The organism is Dictyobacter halimunensis, assembly GCF_036245075.1.
The window spans coordinates 98,334-115,223 of record NZ_BSRI01000002.1 but is presented as its reverse complement, the minus strand read 5'-3'; the positions used below and the strand labels follow the sequence as shown (position 1 = coordinate 115,223).

15 protein-coding genes are annotated in these 16,890 nt (G+C 50.1%); 10 read left to right on the top strand and 5 right to left on the bottom strand.

Annotation, left to right across the window (positions count from 1 at the left end; all coding sequences use genetic code 11):
- Positions 1-274 precede the first annotated feature (274 nt).
- From coaE to AABA21_RS14555, 7 genes are all read left to right on the top strand, one after another.
- Positions 275-883, top strand: a complete 609-nt coding sequence (coaE, locus tag AABA21_RS14585; RefSeq protein ID WP_338251266.1) for a dephospho-CoA kinase — start codon at positions 275-277, stop codon at positions 881-883.
- 66 nt (positions 884-949) lie between these two features.
- Complete coding sequence (locus AABA21_RS14580; protein WP_338251264.1) at positions 950-1,939, top strand: alpha/beta hydrolase; 990 nt, start codon at positions 950-952, stop codon at positions 1,937-1,939.
- 303 nt (positions 1,940-2,242) lie between these two features.
- Positions 2,243-3,646, top strand: a complete 1,404-nt coding sequence (locus AABA21_RS14575; RefSeq protein ID WP_338251262.1) for a branched-chain amino acid ABC transporter substrate-binding protein — start codon at positions 2,243-2,245, stop codon at positions 3,644-3,646.
- Positions 3,647-3,819: 173 nt separating this feature from the next.
- Positions 3,820-4,761, top strand: a complete 942-nt coding sequence (locus AABA21_RS14570; protein ID WP_338251260.1) for a branched-chain amino acid ABC transporter permease — start codon at positions 3,820-3,822, stop codon at positions 4,759-4,761.
- A 56-nt stretch (positions 4,762-4,817) separates the two neighbouring features.
- Positions 4,818-6,866, top strand: a complete 2,049-nt coding sequence (locus AABA21_RS14565) for a branched-chain amino acid ABC transporter permease (RefSeq protein ID WP_338251258.1) — start codon at positions 4,818-4,820, stop codon at positions 6,864-6,866.
- 21 nt (positions 6,867-6,887) lie between these two features.
- On the top strand, positions 6,888-7,745 hold the full coding sequence (locus AABA21_RS14560) for an ABC transporter ATP-binding protein (RefSeq protein ID WP_338251256.1): 858 nt from the start codon (positions 6,888-6,890) through the stop codon (positions 7,743-7,745).
- A 30-nt stretch (positions 7,746-7,775) separates the two neighbouring features.
- Positions 7,776-8,480 carry an ABC transporter ATP-binding protein gene (locus AABA21_RS14555; protein ID WP_338251254.1) on the top strand — a complete coding sequence of 235 codons (705 nt, stop codon included), beginning with the start codon at positions 7,776-7,778 and terminating at the stop codon, positions 8,478-8,480.
- Between the two features lie 146 nt (positions 8,481-8,626).
- Here AABA21_RS14555 and AABA21_RS14550 read toward each other — a convergent pair whose 3' ends face one another.
- The 4 genes from AABA21_RS14550 to AABA21_RS14535 all read right to left on the bottom strand — a co-directional run bounded on the left by AABA21_RS14550 (position 8,627) and on the right by AABA21_RS14535 (position 10,744).
- On the bottom strand, positions 8,627-8,833 hold the full coding sequence (locus tag AABA21_RS14550; protein ID WP_338251252.1) for a hypothetical protein: 207 nt from the start codon (positions 8,831-8,833) through the stop codon (positions 8,627-8,629).
- Between the two features lie 64 nt (positions 8,834-8,897).
- The gene (locus AABA21_RS14545) at positions 8,898-9,266 is read right to left on the bottom strand and encodes a nitroreductase family deazaflavin-dependent oxidoreductase (protein ID WP_338251250.1); all 369 of its coding nucleotides are present in this window, start codon (positions 9,264-9,266) and stop codon (positions 8,898-8,900) included.
- 93 nt (positions 9,267-9,359) lie between these two features.
- Positions 9,360-9,581, bottom strand: a complete 222-nt coding sequence (locus AABA21_RS14540; protein WP_338251248.1) for a hypothetical protein — start codon at positions 9,579-9,581, stop codon at positions 9,360-9,362.
- A gap of 338 nt (positions 9,582-9,919) precedes the next feature.
- Entirely contained in the window at positions 9,920-10,744 is an 825-nt protein-coding gene (locus AABA21_RS14535; RefSeq protein WP_338251246.1) for a hypothetical protein, read from the bottom strand.
- Positions 10,745-10,853: 109 nt separating this feature from the next.
- On the opposite strand from AABA21_RS14535, the gene AABA21_RS14530 reads away from it, so the two are divergent.
- Both AABA21_RS14530 and AABA21_RS14525 read left to right on the top strand, forming a co-directional pair.
- Positions 10,854-12,527 carry an ATP-binding protein gene (locus tag AABA21_RS14530; protein ID WP_338251244.1) on the top strand — a complete coding sequence of 558 codons (1,674 nt, stop codon included), beginning with the start codon at positions 10,854-10,856 and terminating at the stop codon, positions 12,525-12,527.
- Positions 12,520-13,218 (top strand): response regulator transcription factor, encoded by a 699-nt coding sequence (locus AABA21_RS14525; RefSeq protein WP_338251242.1) that lies wholly within the window; start codon positions 12,520-12,522, stop codon positions 13,216-13,218. Before AABA21_RS14530 ends, AABA21_RS14525 begins: the two co-directional genes overlap by 8 nt.
- Positions 13,219-13,349: 131 nt before the next feature.
- On the opposite strand, the gene AABA21_RS14520 is transcribed toward AABA21_RS14525, so the two are convergent.
- Complete coding sequence (locus tag AABA21_RS14520; protein ID WP_338251240.1) at positions 13,350-15,380, bottom strand: APC family permease; 2,031 nt, start codon at positions 15,378-15,380, stop codon at positions 13,350-13,352.
- A gap of 1,039 nt (positions 15,381-16,419) precedes the next feature.
- Between AABA21_RS14520 and AABA21_RS14515 the strand changes: the two genes are divergently transcribed.
- Positions 16,420-16,860, top strand: coding sequence for a response regulator (locus AABA21_RS14515; protein WP_338251238.1), 441 nt, complete (start codon positions 16,420-16,422; stop codon positions 16,858-16,860).
- Positions 16,861-16,890: the final 30 nt, after the last annotated feature.

The window sequence follows — 16,890 nt, the reverse complement described above, 5'->3', positions numbered from 1 at the left end:
GTGCTGTAAGGTTACATCGCAAGTATACACCATTGAGCGAAGGAATATTAAAAAAATGAGGACTTTTGTCTTTTCCATCAACACTATCTTACTAGTATGTGTCAGACTCAAAAAGGCGTTGTGACCTTTGATACAATGAATGAGATGGCAGATCTTTTTGTGGGCAACAATCACAAAGAATGATGTTACTGATAAAAAAGTGTATGCTCTTCCATAGTACGGTACGTTTAAACTATATAATAGTGAGTAGCTAAGAAAGGTTAAATCACTTGGTATGTCGTATGTCATAGGCATTACTGGCAATATCGCCTGTGGTAAAACATCTGTAGGGCAGATGCTCGTGCAATTGGGGGCTGAAAGGTATATTGACGCGGACCTGCTAGTACACCGATTGTACGAACGGGGCCAACCTATTGCTACGCGGGTCGCGGAAGTATTTGGGCCGCAGGTGGTTGCGGAGGATGGAAGTATTGATCGTAAAGCATTAGGAGCCATCGTCTTTCATGACCCGAAGGCGATGAAACAGCTAGAGAGCATAGTTCATCCAGAGGTGCATACAGCGATCAAAGAGGAGCTGGAAAACGTGAGCCCTCATGGCATCGCGGTTCTGGATGCTGTCAAGTTGCTGGAAGGTGGTTCCAGCGCTTTTTGTCACGCAAAATGGTTGATCGAATGCCCCGAAGATCAGCAGCTGCAACGCCTGATGCAGAGAAATACCATTGGTCTAGATGAGGCCCGGGCGCGTATCAGGGCGCAACCAGACATTACCGCGAAACGAGCCATGGTTGATGAGATCATTGACAATGGGGGAACTTCCGAAGCTACTTATCAGCAAGTAGCAGCAGCATTCAAAAGATTCTGTTCACAATTTTCCATTGCATAGTCTATATGCGGAGAGTATGAGATGCATGGGTCGTCAATTTTACGTACATATGCTGTAAGTATCTGTATGGTTTTTGTTGTTTCTGTGGCCTGGTGTATTCATGCTGTTTATGTCTCGCCTGCCAACAGTGCAGCCAGCACTTTAAAACAGACAACGCAGGTTCGGACCAGAAACCAGCTACTTGAATCAACATTACAATCAGAGATGCATACTACTGGAAATGCTTCCACCTTGAATAGCTCGACAAAATCAGAGCTCTTCCAATTGACAGGAGCGTTAAGGCCGGGGCAAAGTCAGCCAATACCTGACGCAAAGGATGTGCAGGATATCCCTGTCTTTGATGTATCATTCTATAATGAGCGTGGCAACCTTATTTCAGGATGGCTAGCGATATCTTCTCCACATGCGCCGGTCATCATCTTAACGCATGGAACGCCGGGCGATCGTGTCGATATGGTGAAGAGGGCCGCATTCCTTTTTAAGCATGGATATACGGTATTATTATTTGACTTTCAAAGTTATGGCAAGAGCCAGGGTGTTATGTCGACATTAGGCATGATTGAATCGGGCGATATTTTAGCCGCCATCGCTTTTCTCCATTCATATCCCGACACTATCGACAGCAAAATAGGGGTGCTAGGACTCTCAATGGGAGCGACCGCCTCTGTCCTGGCGGCGGCGCGCAGCACGGATATCAGCGCGCTGGTGGCCGAAAGTTGCCCTGTTGACGCCACTCGTGTACCGGGTGATGTTCCTAATGACCAGGTGCGCAATGCGGATCGGCAGCTTGTAGAAGAGGTTTATGGCGTTGATATCACCCTGGCACGTCCCATTGATGTTGTAAACAAACTAAGTGGGCGCACCGCGATCTTCTTTATCAACGGGGATAATGATGATCAGACTCCTCTCGATGGTATGTATGCACTGTACAACGCTGCTGGAGGCCCCAAGCAATCCTGGGTGGTTAATGGGGCGGGGCACGCGCAATCATTTTCCCTGGACCCGACCGGTTACGAAACGCGCGTAGATCAATTTTTTGATGCTTATCTAGGATAAAAAATATTGATCCAAACAAAAAAATATGTATTGACAGTGATAATGGCAATACGTATAATTCCCTCAATCTCTTTTCCTTGTTTAAGAGAGCAGCAGTAATTACGTATCTGAAGTTTCTCTTTCCCGTGTAAGCTGATAGTGCCCGGTCGCGAACGGGACGAATATGATGAGTTTACAAAAGTTGGTGAGATCAGAGTTTCAGGCGACGTATTTATTTTTGTAAGGTATCAACGTCCTTACTATTAGACATCAACCTGTGGCCCTTTTTCCGCATTGTTTTTATTGGCTATCTAAAGGTGGAAAGTGTTTCAATTCGACAGTGAGGCACTTGACGAAAGGCAGGCTGACTACATTATGCGACGACCCCCGTCCCGTATTTTAGCCTCTATGATAGGCTTCTCGCTCATTATCACTATCCTTGCGGCTTGTGGTGCTGGTACTTCACCAGCAAGTACTGGCAATAGCAATGGCAATGGTGGTACCCAGCAGACAATAACCATCAAGATTGGTTCCGAACTTCCCACAACGTCTGGTGATGCTTCAACGGGTAAACCGGCGCAAGATGGTGTGGAGTTGGCTGTTAAAGAGGCTAACGACTCCAACTTCTTACCCGGTTACAAATTTGAGCTGGTTGCCAAAGACGACGTGGGCGCCAATGGAACCCACGACGCGACCGTTGGTCAGAAGAACGTGACCGACCTGATCGGCGATGCCCAGGTGGCTGGCATTGTTGGTCCTATCAATAGTAGCGTGGCCCTGGCTGAGATTCCAACCACAAACAAGGCTCCTATTGCTCTTATCAGTCCTTCAAACACCAATGACTGTCTGACAAAAGAGACGCCAGCATTTGAATGCGGTGGTGCAAACAGCAAACTTGCAGCACTGCGTCCATCAGGGAAAGTGACCTATTTCCGTACCGCCACCATTGACCAGTATCAGGGTGCCGCACTGGCCGTGTATGCGTACAAAAACAAGAATTACCGTACAGCATATGTGATTGACGACACCGAAGCCTATGGTGTAGGCCTGGCGAAGAACTTTACGACCTACTGGCAGAAGCTGGGCGGTAAGATCCTTGGTAGTGCCAGCATCAAGCAGACGAACTCCTATGAGAACATTCTGACCGCGATCGCTGCCAAGAAGCCAGACTTCATCATGTTTGGTGGTAACGACTCGACTGGTGGTATCACGATTCGTCAGCAGATGAAGAGCGTCGCCGGCCTGGGCAACACACCATTTCTGGCTGGTGATGGTTCCAAAACATCGGCTCTGGCCAAAGCTGTGAAGCCCCTGGGTGGCGGACCAGTTTTTGCCTCGATCCCAGGTATTGATCCGAGCCAATCCCCGGCTTCCAAGGCCTTCTTTGATGCCTATACCAAGCAGTTTGGTGCAGGTGCCATTGGCGCATATAGCGCGGGTGGTTATGACTGTGCTAAGATTCTGCTGCAGGCCATCAAGACTGCTGTCCAGGACAAAAAGGCGCAGGCGCCAAAGAATTCGAACGATGATAGCGGTGCCTCTAGCTTCCGTCAGGCAGTGATCGATGGGGTACAGAATGTCCAGTATGACGGAGTCACCGGTCATCACAGCTTTGACAAGAATGGAGACACCTCCAATCACTTCGTCTCACTGTACACCATTGGTGATTTGAATACAGGTGATGGCTGGAAATATCTGGAGCAGATTGACACCAGCACCTTGCAGTAACGGGGTGAAGACGATTCGAACCTTTCATCTTTCGAGATAAAAGGAGTGCAAGGTACCTGGGGAGGTATTAGCAGGATCCTTCTCTGGCTGATACTTCTCCAGGTTTTTCATTTTAATCCTCTCAATGCGTTCCTGTAATCTATCACTACTTAAAGATAAGGAGTAACCAGCCCATGGCTACTTTCTTAAACCTATTAATCGTAGGCCTGGCCACGGGTGCTATTTACGCACTGATCGCGCTGGGTTATACGATGGTTTATGGCATTATCGAGCTGATCAACTTCGCTCATGGCGACATCTTTACCCTGGGCACGTTTGTCACCATTGCCATTCTGAGCGCGCTGGGGGTGACGGCGGCCAACCCTCCTTCTGTCATGAGCTGGGTGCTGGTCAGCGAACTGGCTCTGGCCTGTATTGGTTCATTTCTCTTCTGCGCTGTATTAGGTGTCGTCATTGAGCGCATCGCCTATCGTCCTCTGCGTAATGCGCCTCGTCTAGCCCCCCTTATTTCCGCGATCGGCGTTTCTCTTGTTCTGCAGGACGTTGGTAAGCTCTGGTTTGGCAACACAAACGTCGCCTTCGTCTCCTTACCAATCGGCGTTGTGCATACGGGGCTCATTGATATTGATGTCATCAATATTTTCGTCCTGGTAGTGGCTATCGTGCTGATGATTGCTCTGCACCTGCTGGTTACGCGCACCCGTATTGGGCGAGCGATGAGAGCTGTGGCGCAGGACCGTGATGCGGCGGCCTTGATGGGAGTAAATGTCAACCTGGTGATTGGTTTCACATTTTTTGTTGGCGCGGGCTTAGCCGGTGCCGCGGCGTTCATTTACAGTCTCAAGTTTCCGAATACCTATTTCTACCTAGGTTTTGAGCAAGGTTTGATCGCTTTTACCGCCGCGGTCCTGGGTGGTATCGGAAATCTGGTTGGTGCCATGTTCGGGGGCTTGCTGATCGGTTTGATCTATTCTCTGGTCACTCTGATTCCACCAACGATCTTGCCACACGGTGGCAACGCCTGGAACAATGCCGTCATCTTTGCTATCTTGATTTTGATCCTTGTTTTCCGTCCGTCTGGACTTTTTGGACAGAACACGCCCGAGAAAGTGTAGTAGAGCACTTTACACAGTAGCAGAACAATTTAAGTGTAAAAGCGAGGTGATAAAACGTGGCTGTATCAGAAAGCCCCAGGAAGCTTCTTCCAACGACCGAGACGCGTAAGCCGCTAATAAAATGGCTGGTCGCGTTGCTGGTTCCCATCTGTATCTTCACCTTTGTCTGGTTGGGTGAGCAGATTGTTAATCAGATATGGTTAGGTTTTCTCTATCCCCAGAATCAAACTTACGACTCTAGTTACTGGTCCCTGACCCTGCAGGGCATTTTTATGCTCATCGTCTATCTGTCAACGATCGTGTTGGCTGGATACCTGGTGGCGGCCGATAGCGGTCGCCGTAATATGATCGAAGTCTGGTGTGATGTTGCTTTCACCGTAGTGGTTCCTCTGGTGCTGTTGGCCGTCACTGATAACCTGTTAATCAGCCTGGGCCTTGGTGTTGTAATCTGGGCTGTCTATCTCTTGATACGCAACCGTGTGCGTCTGGCCATGAATTATGCACCACCTCCTCCACTGGAGAGTCTACATGTGATTGACGCGCAAGGCAGAGCGGCGATGCTCAGGACAGCTCAACAGGGTGGTTTCTGGTTCGCGACGATCTTTGCCGTCATTTCATTGGTCGCTGACCTGATCTTTTATGTTTCTGGTGCCTTGCCAGATGTGCTGCTCATCTGGGTTGCCGTGCGCACTATTCTCTTGCCGGTGGCGGGCTATTTTCTTGGTCGCCTGGGAGGCGCTATTGCCTTACGGTATGTGATCAAACCTGAGACAAATGTTGAAGCCACGCAGAACGGTCAGAACGAAAAAGGGCGTCAGGGCTGGCGCAGCAATGCACGTAAAGTGAGCCGGGAGCAACAGTTGCACAGCTTGTCTGCGAGCCGCGCCAAAGAAGAAGCGAAGGATGTCGTCCCCAACGACAGACCGCTACAGAGTAAAGGTGCGACCCGTATCTACCTGTGGATGCTCACAGCATTTGTCATTCTCTACCCAATTCTAGATCCCGTTTTGTTTGGCTCTGAGTCTAAGGGGCGTATCACCAGTTACGGAGACCTCGGGTTTTATGTCATTCTGGCGCTGGGGCTAAATATCGTCGTTGGTTTTGCGGGCCTGCTTGACCTGGGCTATGTCGCCTTCTTTGTTATCGGTACCTATTCCTGGTCGCTGGTAGGTTCTTCCCAGTTCTACAAATTGACCGGCATCATTGCTAATCCCAGCACTTTCTCCTGGTTTTTCTGGCCGATGATCATCATTGCGGCATTGATTACCGCGCTGTGGGGTATTCTGTTAGGCGCCCCAACGTTACGCTTGCGCGGTGACTACCTGGCTATCGTGACGCTGGGCTTTGGAGAAATTATCCCCATCGTCTTTACACAGATGGACAAGTATACCAACGGCACCGATGGAATCGCTGGCGTGTATCCACCGGCTACCCCATGTATCGGGTCGTTTTGCCTCAACTGGTCCAGTAGTCCGACGCCATATTACTATCTCATTTTGATCATCATTGGCGCCTGTATTTTCGCCAATGTCAGGTTGCGTGACTCCAAACTGGGACGTGCCTGGATCGCTATTCGCGAGGATGAGATTGCGGCCTCTTCATCAGGCATTAACCTGGTGAACACCAAGCTGTTTGCCTTCGCGGCTGGAGCCTTCTTTGCCGGCATTGCCGGTGTATATCATGCGGCTAAATTAGGCACCGTCACCCCGACCGATTTTAATTCAACCGACTCCATCATCTATCTGGCGATGGTGGTTATTGGTGGGCTGGGTAGTATTCCAGGTGTCCTGGTTGGGGCGGTTGTGGTGTACGCGATCAACCTGCTTATTCTCAATCAATTGGATACCTACGCATCCGATCCGAGCAATTTCCTGCACTTTCTGCCTCAACACATTGCCAACTTCTCCTTTGATAATATCCGCAATCTGCTGTTCGGTCTCATCCTGATTGCCATTATGATCTTCCGACCGGAAGGTTTGATTCCCAGTGCAAGGCGCAGACGCGAGCTACATCGTGCGGAGAACGAGGACGAAAAGGTGGAGGAATCGAGTCTGGATCAGCCACCCGGAACCCCTGAGTTTGAAGCAGAGATGCCCGTAGACTAGTAGCAACGAAGGAGAAAAAAGATGAGTTCTGAACAGGTAAAGCTGAATGGCCGCTCTGCTTCTGCTCTAGCTACAACGAACGCATTGCTAGAACTTAAAGCCGTCAGTAAGAGGTTTGGCGGATTGGCAGCAGTATCCGAGGTAGATCTGGTCGTGAAGCCACGCGAAATTGTCAGTGTGATTGGCCCTAACGGAGCTGGCAAGACCACGGTCTTTAACCTGATTACAGGTATTTATCAGCCCACAAGCGGCGATATCATTCTCGATGGAAAATCTGTCGTTGGATTATCGCCGGATAAGATTGTCGTGCAGGGGATCACGCGTACTTTTCAAAATATTCGCCTGTTCAACAATATGACCGTGCTGGAGAACGTCCTGGTTGGTCAGCATACGCGCCTGAAGGCAGGGATCCTGGGCTCGCTGTTACGGCCGCGCCATGTCGTTGAAGAGGAACGGCGTGCGCGTGAGCGAGCATTAGAATTGCTCGGTTTCTTTGGGACGGCGCTGGTGGCGCGGCAAGATGAGTATGTCATGAATCTCTCGTATGCGGACCGCCGGCGTGTCGAGATTGCCCGTGCCCTGGCGGCGAGCCCCAAGCTTCTGTTGCTTGACGAACCAACGGCGGGCATGAATGAAGCGGAAACATTAGAGGCCGTAAAATATATTCGCCGCCTGCGCGATGAGCTTGGACTGACTATTCTCTTGATTGAACATAAGCTGGCGGTAACGATGGGCATGTCCGACCATATTGCTGTATTGGATTATGGGCAAAAGATTGCAGATGGCTTGCCCGCAGAAGTACGCTATGACAAGCGGGTAATCGAAGCGTATCTGGGTCGACAATCGGAGACAGAATCCACGTCGGAATCAGAGGCATAGCAGTGCAAAAAAACGATAAAGAGGTCTACGATGTTACGACTCGTTAATGTCAACACATATTATGGTCCCAGCCATGTATTACAAGATATTTCACTTGAGGTAGAAAAAGGCGAGATCGTTTGTCTGCTCGGTGCCAATGCCGCGGGTAAGACAACCACCATGAAGACCATTTTTGGCCTGGTGCGCTCCAGCAGCGGTTCGATCAACTTCGATGGCCAGGACATTGAACGTAGATTAACCGGTGATATTGTGAAAGCCGGGATGGCCCTGGTACCTGAAGCGAGACGCATCTTTCCTCGCATGACGGTACGAGAAAATCTGGAAATGGGAGCGTTTACCCGCGCCAATAAGAAAGAGATCGCGGACGATATGGATCATGTCTGCCAGATCTTCCCGCGTCTGCAAGAGCGCTTAAAGCAGCAGGCCGGTACCATGTCTGGGGGCGAGCAGCAGATGCTGGCTATGGGGCGTGCCATGATGTCGCGCCCCAGGATGATCTGCATGGACGAGCCGTCCATGGGACTATCTCCCAAGTTGGTGGAGACCGTTTTTGATACTATTCTACGCATTCGATCAGAGGGCATGACCATTTTTCTGGTAGAACAGAACGCATCAATGGCCTTAAGCCTGGCAGATCGTGGATATGTGTTACAGACGGGAAAAATCGTCTTGAGCGATACAGCAAAAAATTTGCTGACCAATGACCTGGTACGCAAGGCCTACCTGGGCGAATAACGAAGACACCAGAAAGGTCTGGATGGCTACGACTTCTACGCTAAATACAGCGGTTGTTGCCATCCAGACCTGAAATCCGCATGGGCATCTATGCATCCGGAGATGGATGCTTTGTCTTCCTGTTGCGATGGATTTCTGACGCGTGCCTACTGCTTATCCAACTGGCGATGCAGTTCTGAGATGCGCTCGATCACTTCTGCCAGGGTCGTTACCCCTAGATCCTCCATATCTTCACGTAGAGATTCCAAGAGCTCTAATTTTTCCATGGCATCAAGCTCATCAGAATCGTCAAAGTCATCGGTTGGCTCTGGTTGCTGGCCAACCAGGTGTAGCCTGGGTTCTTTCTTACTCACGTCTTTCCTCTTTATGTAGCGTATACATTCACTGTAGTTGATTGTATCATGAAAGTTCCTTCCATTACTTTACCTCATTGAGGAGATCGATCGCAACAGCCAGTGAAGCGCGCGACCATTCTGTTAGATCGTCAGTACTTCGAGGAGCATATTTAGCGAACACAATCTGGCGCGCCAGCTCATCCTCATCTCCCGCAGCAAGAACTCGTGCTCGTCCCATGTACGTTATCGAGCCAAGCCTGACCTGTACCGAGGGCTGCTGGTAGATATTTTTCACCCAATCTGCCTTGTCTCTGCCGCCGGAGAGGAGATAGAGGGTCGCGTCATTCAAGGAGAACCAGATCTCGATGGTATGTGCTTTGCCCGAACGGCGACCAATCGTGGTGAGATAGCAAAAATCTTCGCCTGCCAGGTGTTGTATCTCTTTCTGCATAGAACTTTCCTTTTATAAAAAAACGATAAATGACTTTCTATAATCTATAGACGATGAACGCGATTGCGTATAGCTATAGGCCCGGCCTGCTGCTTAAAATAGGAAAGATGTATTGGGATCTTCATAGGTCCAGCCAGGCTGCGTGATGGCGCCGCTGGCAATTTTCGTCGGCGTTCCCGCTGGCTTCCCACTATCGTTGAGTGCAACCGTATAGAGCGTCTTACTATCCAATGATGTATGTTGCTGCCAGCTTGAGCGATCATAACTGACAAAGATAAAATGGCGGCTATCAGCGGACCATACATTATTAGGCACAGGTTGTAACAGGCTATTTGTAGAAGGAATCTGTAATGGTTTTACCGTTTGTCCCGCCGGTCTCGTCAATAGCGGTGTTTGTTGCTTATTTGAAATGCTGACGAGTGAGAGGGACTGAGGGCTGTCTAGCAGTAAAAACTTGCTATCGGGCGACCAGTAAGGAACGGCATTGGTTTCTGTTTTGATCGTAAATGATGTATTGTGTATAACATCGAGAGCGGTTATATTTGTGCCTGTGCTATATATGATAGAGTTTCCATCAGGAGACCAGGAGAATTGTGTGCAGGCGCATGTCGCAACGGCAGTAGCGGGGCCCTCCAGGGTATGCCACATGAGCTTTACTGTAAGTTGTGCGGCTGGCTGATTAATACGGGTTGCTGCGGTTGTCTCGATGGCGTATAAGAAGCTTTGATTCTGATGGTTCGGTCTCCAGAGGATACGTTCAAGTGAGGCCGGTAATGGATGGTCAGCCAGGGGGCCAACCTGTTGCGTTTTTGGCTATTAGCAATAGTAGTTGTAAATACTCCATCATTCATATTGCCGATCAACAAATAATGCTGGTTATTATAGGAGAAAGAAGGGATAGAAAAAGTATGGGGAAAGGGTTTGGCCGCAATGCCGCCTGGTTGATCATTCTGAGCGATCCACCATTGAGCATTGGCAGGATTGGCAGAAAAATTTTTGGGTGTTTGTCGGTAGATCAAACGAGTACCATTACTATTCCATAGAGGATTATTATAGCTAAAGTCAGGGCTGGAAAAGGCGATGGAGATAGGTGTGCCTCCATCGACTCCAATGGTGTTCAATGTTGCGGGTAAATCTTTTATCACTGGAGCCTGTGGATAGGGTGTAAGGGATCTGGCGGCCGGTGTTTTTGCAAAATCCGCATCCAGCGTACGGAAGGCCAGTATTTGGTGGTTAGGTGACCAGGCATAGCCAATGACTGGTGCTGACTGAGAAACCACTGAGAATGCGTTGGCGCCATCGGGATCACTGGTCCAGAGTTGTCCATCCCGAAGGAAAGCTACCAGATTGCTTCCTGTGTGTCCGGGAGTGCAGGCCGCAAGCAATTGACACAGCATGAGAAAAAGAAGGATACTAATGCATTTTTTCATATGCTGAGTATAGTGGGCGGAAATATGCCTGGTCAAGAGACTGGACATAAAAGAATGTCTCCTTTTTTCTATCGATTATGTGATATGCTCTCATCATAAAATATCAAGAATACGACAGTATTGATCTCAAATGGCAGAGGATGATAAAGCTGAGGCCATGAAAAACATACAACAGGTTCTCTTTTTGGGTGTTACCGAAGAACACCGGACGCAAAGGATCATCATCGATGCCTGTCTTGCTTTCTTGCTTACGCTACTAATTACTGGAATCATTTATCTTGCCAGGCTCTATCCTGCGATTCCAAATATCTCTTTTCTCTATTTACTGGTGGTCCTGGGCCTGGCCACTACACGCGGATTATATGCGGCAGTCATCGCATCGATAATTGCTTTTCTCTCCTTTGATTTCTTTCTGGTGCCCCCATTCTTTACCTTTTCAATTCAGAAGTCAGAAGAATGGCTGGCGCTCTTTATATTTCTGGTCACTGCGATTATTACGGGCGAACTCGCCTCGGCGTTGCGTCGAAGGGCTGAGCAAGCAACGCAGCGCGAGAAGGAGACGCGGGCTCTCTATGAACTGGTCAACGCTACCACCAATGAAGAGCATCTGGAGCGGCAACTCGATATCGTAGCGCATGCGATTGTAAATAACTTCTTGACGGCCGGAGTGATCGACTGTGCTATTTTATTGCCGGACGAACACGGACGGCTGAGTTTGCGGGCGGATGCGTTGCAAGACGCCGCGCACCTGCAACTCTCTTCAGATGAGATTAAGACTGCTGAATCTGTTATGTTGGAGGGAAGGATCATTGACTTCTATACCGACACGGACAAGGTGCTCCCATTTCGCTTTCGACGGGTAGTTCAGGCAACGCCTTCGGCGCACAACTATGCGCGCCTGGTACCTATGCACCAGGGACAGAAAGTCGTAGGGGTGGCGCGCCTCCTGATGGCAGGCGGATCGCGCCGTTTCCCCATAGAGCGGGCGCTCATTGATGAGAAAAAAGACCTCAACCACCAGAATGCTTTTTTCTGGACCTTTATTGACCAGGCGACCGCTATGATTGAGAGGGCAAGACTGCACCGCGAGTCATTGCAGATCGAACTGCTGCGCCGCACCGATGCCCTGCGGGCGGCGTTGCTTTCATCGGTCTCACACGATCTGCGCACACCGCTCTCATCGATTAAAGCGGCCGCCAGTAGTCTGCTGCAGGAAGATGTAGAATGGGATGAGGAGTCCAAGAAAAGCTTTGCGCAGGCCATTGAAAAAGAGACGGACAGACTCAATCGACTGGTTGGCAATATATTGGATATGTCGCGTATTGAAGGAGGGGCCCTCAAAGCGGAAAAAGAGTGGTATCCTATTGATGAGCTTATTCACGATGTAAGTGGACATATGCAAGGAGTATTGCGGGATAGGAATGTGACTATCCATATGCCCGATGATTTGCCGCCGGTGCAACTGGATTATTTACAGATAGACCAGGTCATTACCAATCTGCTAGAAAACGCCGTACGCTATACGCCCCCTGATTCTCCTATAGATATTAGCGTTGATGTTACTGATAGTGAAATCAGGGTGAGTGTGGCGGATCGTGGACCCGGTATTCCCCAATCCGATCTAGAACGTATTTTTGATAAATTTTACAGAGTCTCCGGTGCTACAAGGAGAGCAACGAGTATCATGGGGACCGGCCTGGGATTAGCGGTATGCCGGGGATTAATCGAGGCCCATGGTGGTCGAATCTGGGCAGAGAATCGGCCCGGCGGTGGTGCTATCGTCCGATTTACCTTGCCTCTTGAACATATAGAAGGACACACACATGAGTAAAAGTGGAGCCCGTATACTGGTTGTTGACGATGAGATCGAAATTTTACGTGCGCTGCAGCGCAGTCTTGTCGCCCATGGTTATGACGTATTTACCGCTGAAAGCGGTGAAGCGGCATTGGAAGAGGTAGGGCAACACAGGCCAGATCTCATACTCCTGGATCTGGGACTACCTGGCATCAGTGGCCTGGAGGTTTGCCGAAAGGTACGCGAACAGTCCAACCTGCCGATCATTGTTTTATCCGTCAAAGACACCGAGCGCGATAAAGTGCTGGCGCTTGACCTGGGTGCTGATGACTACGTCTCCAAGCCATTTGGCATAGATGAGATACTGGCGCGCGTCAGGGTTGCCCTACGGCATACGGCCCAGATCCAATCTGGCACCGAGCCGATCTTTACGGCTGGCCCACTCCGGGTGGATTTTGCGCAACGGGGCGTACAGGTGAACGGAAAAGAGGTCAAGCTCACCCCTACAGAATATGATCTATTGAAGGCACTAATCAAGAACCGGGGAAAGATCATGACACGCCAGATGCTGCTGTCACAGGTCTGGGGAACAGGATATGGAACCGAAGCGCACTATCTGCACGTCTACGTTGGCCAGTTACGACGCAAGATCGAGCCCGATTCTGCCCATCCCCGCTTCATCCTGACCGTATCGGGAGTCGGCTACCGCTTTAATACCGAAGAATAAAGAAAATAAAGAGAATGCGAGCGGTGGTCTAAAAAAGCGTGCCGGGCACGCTTTTTTAGACCACCGCTCGCATTCTCTTTATGGCACTCGGGTGCGTAACATCCGGGGCCAGCCATCTCCTGAAGCGGGTGTTACCATCGCTTCAGGAGATGCGCTACTTTCCCTTCTGGCGTTAATTCATAGCGAACGCGATCTGGATTGATATCTTTAAATTGACTATCATTTTCAATAGCAACCAGGGTATCGCGTGGATGAATCGACTGCCAGATCTGTGTGGCCAATTCAGGTTCCTCCTGGAGATAGATGTAGGTTCGATTAGGAACTTTAGCTTTAATGGCTAAAGCCTCGGCCTTACCAAAGGTATCTTTAGCCTCCTGATCATCCAGGTAAGGATCGATAATTTCCATCATACGTGGAGCACTTGGACGCGGCCGCTTACCAGCCAGGTACAGGAACAGCAGTGGGGTGTCGGCGCTAGCGTTATTGATCGCCGCCCGGATGACCGCACCGTTGTGTGGATTGTGCGGTGTAAGAATGGCCAGGGTAGTTTTAGGATAGGTACCCTGAAGTCGTGTGACCACAACCGGTACAGGCACCCTTCCTTCCTTCTGCTGGCGATTATGATTATAGTATGCGAGACCCATTCCAATTACTGTGACACCGCCACCGAAGGCCGTGGCCAGCGGTTTGGTGACCAGGTTAGTGCTCCAGGCCACCACGACCAGTACGGTGGTGAGCATACCCAGACCCAGATTAATTTTAAACCACAGCCTGGTCGCTTCATACGTCTCGTTGACCTGGCCTCCCAGGCCACCCATTTCATCGGAGTGCTCATCCGCCGTGGCTGTCACTGGCTGAACGTTAGACTTCATCAAATCATGCACTTCGACGGCTTTTTGTGCCTCTCTCTCTTGCGCCCCGCTTTGCGCGCTGGCTGCTCGCTTTAATGCTTGCGCGCGCTTCAAATCCCGTAGACGTACAATGTCCAGGCCCAGGCAGGTAAGTGAGAACGCGCCGAGCAGGCCAAAGGCGTACATATCGCCGAGAAGATTAATATTTCCCCATACCAGCAGGAGTACAGCGATGGGAATACCGGTCGCCAGGGCAATCGAGAAGTGAGGAGTACCTCGCAACTTGTTGCGCTGCAGGATGAATTCTGGCAGAAATCCCATGCGTGACAGGGCGATGAAGACGTGATAAGCGCCGATGATGGCGGTATTACTGGCGAAGACAAGCAATGCGCTGGCACTGATGGCCACCTCTGTCTGTAACACCTGCCCACCCCATTTGCCCGCTAGCAAAGAAATAATTTGTGCTGACTGCGTCGCGTTCTGCGCGGCACTGGGCAGCAACAGCGTCGAGAGCATTGTTAATAGCGGGCTGGTCAGACCAACCGTCAGAACGACCAGGGTCAACGCGATCCCGGCGACCTTCTTATGCGGCTTTTTCATGACCGGAGATAACTGCGAGATACTCTCCAGGCCTGAGAAAGCCAGGAAGGAGCCTGCGAAACCAGCCAGCAGCGAAAATGGTGTCAGATTTTGGCTGGTAAACATTTTGCCGATCAGGCTAAAGAACTCAGGCAGTGAGAGATGGGTAAAAACAGTCACGAGGATGGCAATATCGCTAGCAAACGCGATGATCGCACCTACCAGACTTACTTTCGCGCTTTCACTGATACCAACCCAGTTCAAGATACCCAGAAGTACCAACACGCCGACAGTAATAAAGAGTGGGATAGTCACACCACCGATAGCGGGGAACACCACGCTAAAGTAGAGAATACCTGATAGGCTACTGATCGCGGCGGTCAGAAAATAGTCCACCAGGATAAACATGCCGCCCAGGGCTCCGAACCAGGGGTTGATGGCCTGCGCGGCTACTGTTACGACACCGCCACCCTGAGGGAAACGATGTGTTACCTCCGCATACTTCAAGGCGAGCAAGATAAAGACGGACATCGTCAGAAATACGAAAAAGCCTGCCAGTCCCTGTACCGTCTGATAAAGAATGCCGGGAGTGTAATAGACCGAGGTGCCAATATCTGCGAAGACAACAGCCCAGCAAAGAAGAGGTCCAAGCAAATTTTTGCCTGACGAATGTTCGTCTTCCTGGTTTTGCACGATGGTGTGTGTGTTCTGAGTCACAGATTCCTGTGCCATACTATTTAATCGTCCTTTGAAAGGGGGAAATTATCCATGTTCCTACAACGTGTGGACTATCCTTACCACACTACGAATAGCCCTATAACAATATACGTAGTCGAAACAATGTACGCTTCCATAGTGTAGCACAGCAGGATAGGACAAGTAAAACCTTTTAAGGGTAAATTTTGACATAATTTTTAGCTTTTGGCTAGTTCTCTTGACCCAATTTAGATAATAATGACTTTTTTTTTTGATGAGTCTTTGAGGTGAGCGTCCCCACACGCGCGGCCGCTGCGCGGCCGCGCTGGTTTTGTATGGTGATGCAACCGGGGCGCGGATGCGCCCCGGTTGCATCACCATACAATAAGGTATTTTGACACCTGTGGTGCTTATAAATCCGTTTTGTGATGGTGCATGGGGCGAATCCGTGTCCCGATCACATCACCATATAGGGTGTTTTGACACCTGCGGTACCTATAAATCCGTTTGTGAGGGCGCATCCGCGCCCCGGTTGCATCACCATACAATAAGGTATTTTGGCACCTGTGGTGCTCATAAATCCGTTTTGTGATGGTGCATGGGGCGAATCCGTGCCCCGATCACATCACCATATAGGGTGTTTTGACACCTGCGGTACCTATAAATCCGTTTTGTGATGGTGCATGAAGGGCGCGGATGCGCCCCGGTGTCACCAACATACGATAGGGTGTTTTGACACCTGCGGTACCTATAAGTCCGTTTTGTGATGGTGCATGGATGCGCAGATGCGCACCCATGCACCATCACAAAATAACAATGCGGACGCGCGTGCGGGGGCACTCACGTGTCCCCACGACGACAAGAGCCAGACCAATGCTCAGGATGCCATTAGTAGTGGTGCAACCAGTTGCACCACTACTAATGGCATCCTGAGCATTGGCTGCAGATATCTTGAGGGATTTTTGAGGATTGTTTTTTTTCTCTTGACCGCGCATTGAGCAGATAGGGGATATATTTGATCTCGGAGCAAGTATGAGGAAGATTTGATGGTATCGCCATAGAAAGAGTTACAGATATGACAGGAGCACGAATTCTGCTGGTTGAAGATGATGATGTCTTACGCAACGTGGTAGAGCGCAATCTGTTGGCGCGAGGACATGAAGTAAGCTGCGCCACCGATGTTCGAAGTGCTCTTCATTATCTGCGTGTCAAACCAATCGATCTCATATTGCTAGACATCAATTTGCCAGATCAGACCGGGTGGGATGTGTTGCGGGCCATTCAAGGTGGTGAATGCTCTTTGGGAGAGGAAGATGGAACGTTGCAGGGGAAGTTGCCTGTGGTGGTGCTTTCGGCGGTCAGGGTGAGTCCACATCGCCTGGCAGAATTTCATCCTCTCGCCTACCTGCCAAAGCCATTTCCCATGGAAGCAGTATTGCGCCTGGCGTCTGAGGCTGCCGCGAGGCGCGAGCAGTGCGCCAGAATGAAAGTTAATGGGGAGGGATTTCATGCTTGATATCTTGATTGTTCTTGTCAGTATCGTTTT